The organism is Herpetosiphon gulosus, from assembly GCF_039545135.1.
Taxonomy (GTDB): domain Bacteria; phylum Chloroflexota; class Chloroflexia; order Chloroflexales; family Herpetosiphonaceae; genus Herpetosiphon; species Herpetosiphon gulosus.
In genome coordinates, this window is record NZ_BAABRU010000026.1 from 39,926 (window position 1) to 46,452 (window position 6,527).

Here is a 6,527-nt window from a genome sequence, read left to right on the forward strand (position 1 = left end):
GGGATCAGGAGCTTTTGATCCACGAAGAACACGAAGCGCACGAAGAATGTTTTAGCCACAGATGAGCACAGATTGATCAGATTATTTCTGTATGTCTTAAGTTCTAATCCTGCCGCATTTTCATCCCTCATTCTTTCGTTCTCTGCGCCTCTGCGTTAAACAAACAGACCTCTAGTTCCTGAATTCTAGCCCCTTTGTGCGCTTCGTGTCCTTCGTGGTTTCGTTACTGCTGCTTCAATAAGGCAAAATCACCAGCCTCGGCCACAATCACCCATGCAGGATCGTTCAAATAGCGCTCGATTGCAGCACGAGTTTCGGCGCTATTGCCTGGTGGCCGCCGATCAAACACCAAATACTCGGCTCGCTCGATATATTCGGCAGGATACGATTTATTGCCTGGGAAGAAATAGATTTCTTGGCGCTGGGCGAGGTGAGGTGCAAGAAAGGTGCTAGCTGCAACCGCAGCATCAGCGGGCACTTGGGCCAAAATTGTCCGGGCATCAGCGACCCGCGTTGGGTTTTCGCGGTTGCTCAAAGCCGTTTTTACCACATTATTCAAGGTCAAATTGCCGATAATGCCAATTAGTAATAAACCTAGCACCGCGCCATGCACCACGCGTTCGCGCCATTGCCGGTTGCGAATTGTCCAGCGGGTGAGATTCAGCAAGCCTTCGACCGAAGCTACGATCAAGAATGGATAAACTAACGAGCCATATTGATAATTCAGACTGAATTGCACCGCGTTGGGCGAGATTAGGTTAAGCGCCAAAACGGGTAAAGCCAACAGCAAAGTTGGGCTGAGCAAGGCCAAAAATCCACCAAGCCCAAACAATTGCCACAAATATTTGAGCTTTGGAGCTTCAGTCATAACGCTCAAAGCAAGGGCTGGGTTAGTCAGCATGGTCGTAATCACATCGCCAACATTTTTTCCAAGCTTGCCATAGCTATAGATATTGGCAATAAAATCGCCTTCACTGAAGGCTGGTACGATTACGCCTAAAGCAACCGCAACCCAAGCTGGCCCTACCGCCAAGGGAAAGACGATGAATTTCCAAGGCTTGCGCTGCCACGCTGCATACAAACCAAAGGCGATTAACGTAAAGCCTGCCTCAGTTTTGGTACACATCATCAGAAACAGAAATAAACAATACAATCCCAAGCGTTCACGCCGCAAATACAATAACGCTGCTAAGGCAAACGGAATCATAAATGAACGTAATTGAAACTCATACATATTGATATGCTGAGTTGTGGGATGCAATAAATAAATTGCAGCAATCACTAACGCATGCCATGGTTTTGGCAAAAGATCGCGCACAATCAAATACAATGGCCAAGCAGCCATGCCCAAAGCAATTGTTTGTAGCACAAGCAACGTATAAGGTGATTGATACAGACCATATAATAATGCTAAGAGCAATTGCAATAACACAGGGCCATCATCAAAATCGTAGCGCATCATGGCAAACACCGAAATTTGGAATGGCCGCCCATGCAAGGTATTCCAAATCGTTTGCTCGTTGCCCGCCATATCGAAGCCTTGGCGAAACCAGGCCAGTTTCAGGCACGATAGTGTGGCGAAAACCCCGATATAACCCACAATCATTGCTGTGAGTAGGGTTTTAGCATATGTATCGATAGTTGCAAAAAATCGTTGCATTGTTGTTCCATTGTGAGGCTATAGGCTGATGGCTATCTGTAATGGTTCATTGGATTAGCAATGATACATATCCCTCACCCCCTGACCCCCTCTCCCGCCCAGCAGGCGAGGGGCAACCATCAGTAGTGCTCCCCTCGCCTGCCGCAGTGGGAGAGGGGTTGGGGGTGAGGGAATCTTAATGCTATAAACCAAATAGCCAATAACCTATAGCCTTAACCCCTCATAAACCACTTCAACTCGCTCGGCGACTGCCGACCACGGAAACAGCTGCTGCACTCGTTGGCGACCAGCACACGCTAGTTGCTCACGATAGGCTGAATCGTGGCAAAGTTGGCTGATAACGCGAGCTAAATCGGCTGGATCTTGGGCGATAAAGCGTTCGCCTGTGCTGCCAGCTTGCACCACATCATCATAACCACGCCACGACGAGGCGATAACGGGGCGACCACAGGCTTGGGCTTCGGCTAAGGCCATACCAAATGTCTCTGATGTATAACTTGTACCAAGTACCAAATCGGCGCAGGCCAGATAGCGCGGCAGTTCACTGTGGGCAATTGTGCCAAGAAAATGCACACGTTCGGCAATCCCTAATTGTTGGGCATAATTAGCCAATGCTTGGTGGGTTTCGCCATCGCCTAAAAAGGCCAAATGATACGTGTGGTCAAGCAAACTCAAGGCTGTGATTGCATCACGCTGTCCCTTCCACGGCATCATGCGCCCAGGATGCATGAGCAAGCATTGGGCATCTCCAGCGATTGCTTGGCGTAATGTCGGTTCAGCCGCCAAAGGTCGAAAATGCTCAAGATCAACGCCGTTATAGACCACGCTGGCCGTGCGCCCATAATGTTGCTGCAAAGTTTGGGCATTGTAGCTAGAACATGAAAGCAGCGCGGCGGCTGACTGTATAAGCTGGTCATCGCCACGAAAAAAATCTTCGCCATGGCCGTGATAGACCGTGGGAATGCCATGACGTTTGAGCAACGGAGCCACCACCAAATCATATGGCTTGTGAATATGCACCAAATCGGCAGTTTTTAAAATTGGCCAGGCTCGTGGCAGCAACGACAAGCGTTCGGCCAATTTGCGCCAAGCATAGGCCCGACGCAACGGCCCCCAAGCCAACCGTGACCGATCAATAAACGGGAATTTTAGCACTCGCAAGCCTTGGTTTGGTCGTTGAATTGGGCCTTGACCACCAACAATCGTCACCCGATGGCCGAGCCGAACTTGCTGCTGAGCCAATTCCCAAACAAAACTCTCAACCCCGCCAACTTTGCTGGTGGTGGTCAGATTGTAGTGAATAATATGCATTACCACAGCACCAATTCGTAGGTTCCCTTGACCCAATCGCGATAAAAATAATAAGCAGGCAGGCCTAAACCAAGCCGATAGGCCAGATCGCGCAATTGGCCTTTGAGTCCTTTGGCGCGGCGTTTGTTGCCATGCTGAATATCCAAGGCTTCCATATCGGCAACCTTAAAGCCATACTGTTGGGCCAAATCGCGGAATTGATTCATCGTGTAATAATGCATGTCGCTCAAACGCTGGCGATCTTGCAAACCCATCGCTTGTTTGGTTTTGAGCCGCGTGGCAACCAAACGATCAGCCATACTGCGCGGCAACCAATTGATTCCACGAATATGGTAGTGTGGGTCGCGCCACGCCCAGCGGTTGATAATCGTGAGTAGCACCCGACCACCAGGCCGAATCACCCGCCGCAACTCGGCTAACATCGCCGCAGGATCTTGCACATGCTCAACAATATCCCAGCAAATTGCCAAATCGAAGCTATTATCGGCAAACGGTATCGCCTCGCCAACCGCGTTCAAAATTGGCACATTGAGATCATAACGGGCTGCGCGATGCTTGCTAATTTGGCAATAATCACGATTAAATTCCGTCGCAACTGGCTGAGCACCAGCTTGGGCCAAGGCCACCAGCGTGCCGCCCATGCCACAGCTAATTTCTAAAATGCGAGTGTTAGCCAGATCGCCGCCAAAACGCTCGATTAATGCTAAACGCTCGGCTTGATAACGCTCTTGCCAAATGCGTTTTTCGCGCCAAGTGCTGTAATCGGGTCGCCAACGCATCGGCTCAACCCAGCGATCGATTTGCTCGATCAATGCTGTTTCATTTGGATCAACTACCATACTTGTGTCACCGTTGCGATCCGCCGTGTCCATAATTCAATTGACATAGCAAATAGCCCAAGGTAGGCCAAGCCAAACAGAATGCTGCTCCAGCGCCAACGTTTGAGCGCCATATCCATCAACATTGCCATCAAAATCGCCCAGACTGGAATCAAGAAAATAATATGTTTATCGACCATCGGCACATTGCGATCAATCACGGTGAATAGTAACGAGACGGTTACCATCGCACACATCCAAATCGAACCCATCCACAAACGAGTTTCAGGTTGGTGCGTGCGCAAACGGGCAATTACCCACAAGGCAAATGGCAACAGCAGGAATGGAATCATTAACCCATGGTTCCATAAACGGGTGCGATACGCCAGAAAATTATCGTAGGCTGTTGGTTGATATTGAATTGCGCCGACGGCTTCTTGGCCTTCAGTAAAAGTTGTGGTGAAGTAGGGAATGGTTTTTTCGATGATGCCTGGAATATACAAGCCATAATAAACAATGGTTGAACCAAGCACCCCTACCAACATTGCCATGATCACTGAACGGGCTTGGCGGCGTTCGCTGCGCTTGGTGATCGCGATATAGCTCATCCAAATACACAGCAACAAGCCCAAGAACACTGCCATCACCGTGTACATCAAAAATGCTACAGTTAACAAGGCGGCGAAGCTCCACCAAACCTTGCGTTGATTAAGCTTGCCCCAAGCGCCGATGATGAAGGCAATGCTCATAAATGTCCACCACATCCCGAAGGTGGTTGGCACATTGCCCCATGAATGCAGCAAATAGGTTAATGGCACAACATTATAGAATGCCGCAGCTAGCAACCCGACCCGCCGCGAGAAATCAAACGAACGGGCAAAGAAGTAAATCAAAAAGATATAGCTCGAATCGATGATTGAGCTAAATACCTTGGCAGTTGTCTCCATTTGGAAGGGCAACAAGGCAAACGACGTTGCAAAAATATGGAAAAACGGCGAATACGGAATAATTGGCCGATCCTTGCCGAATTCCTTTTCAGGCATAACCGACTCATTGAATGCACCTGGCTTGTACATTTCAGCCAAGCGACCATCCAATATCCAGCGTACTCGCTCCATATGCCAATGAATATCGATCGCAATCATATATGGATAGACTTGACCTGCTGCTTTGACCCAAAAGCCAAATAAAAATAAGCCAAGCAAAATCGTCAAGGTTTGTGGCTCTAATTCGATGCCTCCCTTGCGCATCAACCATGGCACAATTTTGCCGAGTGCGGCAACTAAACCAACGCTTAAAACTGCCAGCACCGCCAAATTTGGTAACCAAAAGGTATGTGGCACACGTGCCAACATCACTGGCAGTGCTAAACCAATGCCAATTGCCGCGCTAATCCCAACCGCCCAAGGCCAATTGATCCCAGTTAGCAGAATGCTGACAGCGATGCCAAGCAAAATAATGCTGAACAAAACCACTGCAATCAATGGTGGTAGCCAAGGGCGGCCTGTCGTTGAAGCAATATCCACATTGAATAAAGCTACGCCCAGTGTTCGCGCACTTGCTGTTTGCTCCTGATATAGATTTGAATTCAGCCCAATTGCCAGATTACCATTGCTGGTTGCGGTAGCTGGAATAAAGGCATGAATAATTCGCGTCTCATTGCTATCTGGCAGTGCCACGGCGACATTCGGTGCAAAATTCAGCGTTGCCTCAACCGGGCTAGCATCAGGATGTTGAGTTAACAAATCGATTTTCGTTGTCCAGCTGCCACGTCCAGCTAAAGGCACTGCGACCGTAGCCTCACCGGTTGTCCAGCGAAACGAACGATTATTGCCCTGACTGACCTCGCTAGGCGAGAAATTGCCTTGCAGAAAGGGTGGATCATAATAATCGCCAAGCGTAATCGTGGCTTGAGCTTGCCACTGATAGGTCATTGTTAAGAGCAATACTGCCCAAAGCACCAAGCCACCAACTGCCGCGAGCCAGGTACGCCATGACTCGGCAAAAATCGATGATCGATCTCGAAAAAGCGTTGAACCAACCAATTGCATGCGTTATCACTCAATCACTAAAAGGTGTTTAATCTCATATTTTGCTGAGCAATTATAGGCGATCACCCTACCTTTGCAACCAATTTGACAAGCGAGGCCATCTGCGGTAGACTTCACGGGCTGTCAACGAATGACTCAAATATAGTCACGACGCGATAAACCGAACGAAATCAACCACAAACAAAGGTTTGACAAGAACGATTGAATGTGGTAGACTTCACGGGCTGTCAACGAATGACTCAAATACAGTCACGACGCGATAAACCGAACGAAATCAACCACAAACAAAGGTTTGACAAGAACGATTGAATGTGGTAGACTTCACGGGCTATCGACTGATAGCAACGATGTGAGATAAACATCAAACAACTGGCAACAAACTTCCGTTTGGTTAGTAAAATGAACCTGCGGATTTTTTATCGCCAAAACTGCACCTTTCCAACTGATGGGTGCTGCGTCCGCAGCACATTCCATGCATCATAATAATATTTGTTTTTTGTCACCGTCAATGCAATTGGTTTGTTAATCTACCAAGCAGAGCCACCGTTCTCCGGCTCGTAAAACAAGGAGAACACGCAGTGACCACGGTCACTTGTCGGCGAGTTTGATCCTGGCTCAGGACGAACGCTGGCGGCGTGCCTAATGCATGCAAGTCGAACGCATTCTTCGGAATGAGTGGCGCACGGC

General features: G+C 48.8%; 4 protein-coding genes and 1 rRNA gene. 1 reads left to right on the top strand and 4 read right to left on the bottom strand.

Going from position 1 to position 6,527, the window contains the following annotated elements; translation table 11 throughout:
* Positions 1 to 223: 223 nt before the first annotated feature.
* The 4 genes from ABEB26_RS23335 to ABEB26_RS23350 form a co-directional block, all read right to left on the bottom strand.
* Complete coding sequence (locus ABEB26_RS23335) at positions 224 to 1,660, bottom strand: DUF2079 domain-containing protein (RefSeq protein ID WP_345724501.1); 1,437 nt, start codon at positions 1,658 to 1,660, stop codon at positions 224 to 226.
* A 204-nt stretch (positions 1,661 to 1,864) separates the two neighbouring features.
* Positions 1,865 to 2,971, bottom strand: a complete 1,107-nt coding sequence (locus ABEB26_RS23340; RefSeq protein WP_345724502.1) for a glycosyltransferase family 4 protein — start codon at positions 2,969 to 2,971, stop codon at positions 1,865 to 1,867.
* The gene (locus ABEB26_RS23345; RefSeq protein ID WP_345724503.1) at positions 2,971 to 3,810 is read right to left on the bottom strand and encodes a class I SAM-dependent methyltransferase; all 840 of its coding nucleotides are present in this window, start codon (positions 3,808 to 3,810) and stop codon (positions 2,971 to 2,973) included. The genes ABEB26_RS23340 and ABEB26_RS23345 overlap by 1 nt, the downstream gene beginning before the upstream one ends.
* Positions 3,804 to 5,840 (bottom strand): hypothetical protein, encoded by a 2,037-nt coding sequence (locus ABEB26_RS23350; protein ID WP_345724504.1) that lies wholly within the window; start codon positions 5,838 to 5,840, stop codon positions 3,804 to 3,806. The genes ABEB26_RS23345 and ABEB26_RS23350 overlap by 7 nt, the downstream gene beginning before the upstream one ends.
* A gap of 592 nt (positions 5,841 to 6,432) precedes the next feature.
* On the opposite strand from ABEB26_RS23350, the gene ABEB26_RS23355 reads away from it, so the two are divergent.
* Positions 6,433 to 6,527: ribosomal RNA gene (locus ABEB26_RS23355) — 16S ribosomal RNA — on the top strand; the annotation flags it as partial.

Excerpts from the sequence above, each read along its gene's own strand:
- ABEB26_RS23335 (WP_345724501.1), bottom strand. The coding sequence starts at position 1,660 with ATGCAACGATTTTTTGCAACTATCGATACATATGCTAAAACCCTACTC.
- ABEB26_RS23340 (WP_345724502.1), bottom strand. The coding sequence starts at position 2,971 with ATGCATATTATTCACTACAATCTGACCACCACCAGCAAAGTTGGCGGG.
- ABEB26_RS23345 (WP_345724503.1), bottom strand. The coding sequence starts at position 3,810 with ATGGTAGTTGATCCAAATGAAACAGCATTGATCGAGCAAATCGATCGC.
- ABEB26_RS23350 (WP_345724504.1), bottom strand. The coding sequence starts at position 5,840 with ATGCAATTGGTTGGTTCAACGCTTTTTCGAGATCGATCATCGATTTTT.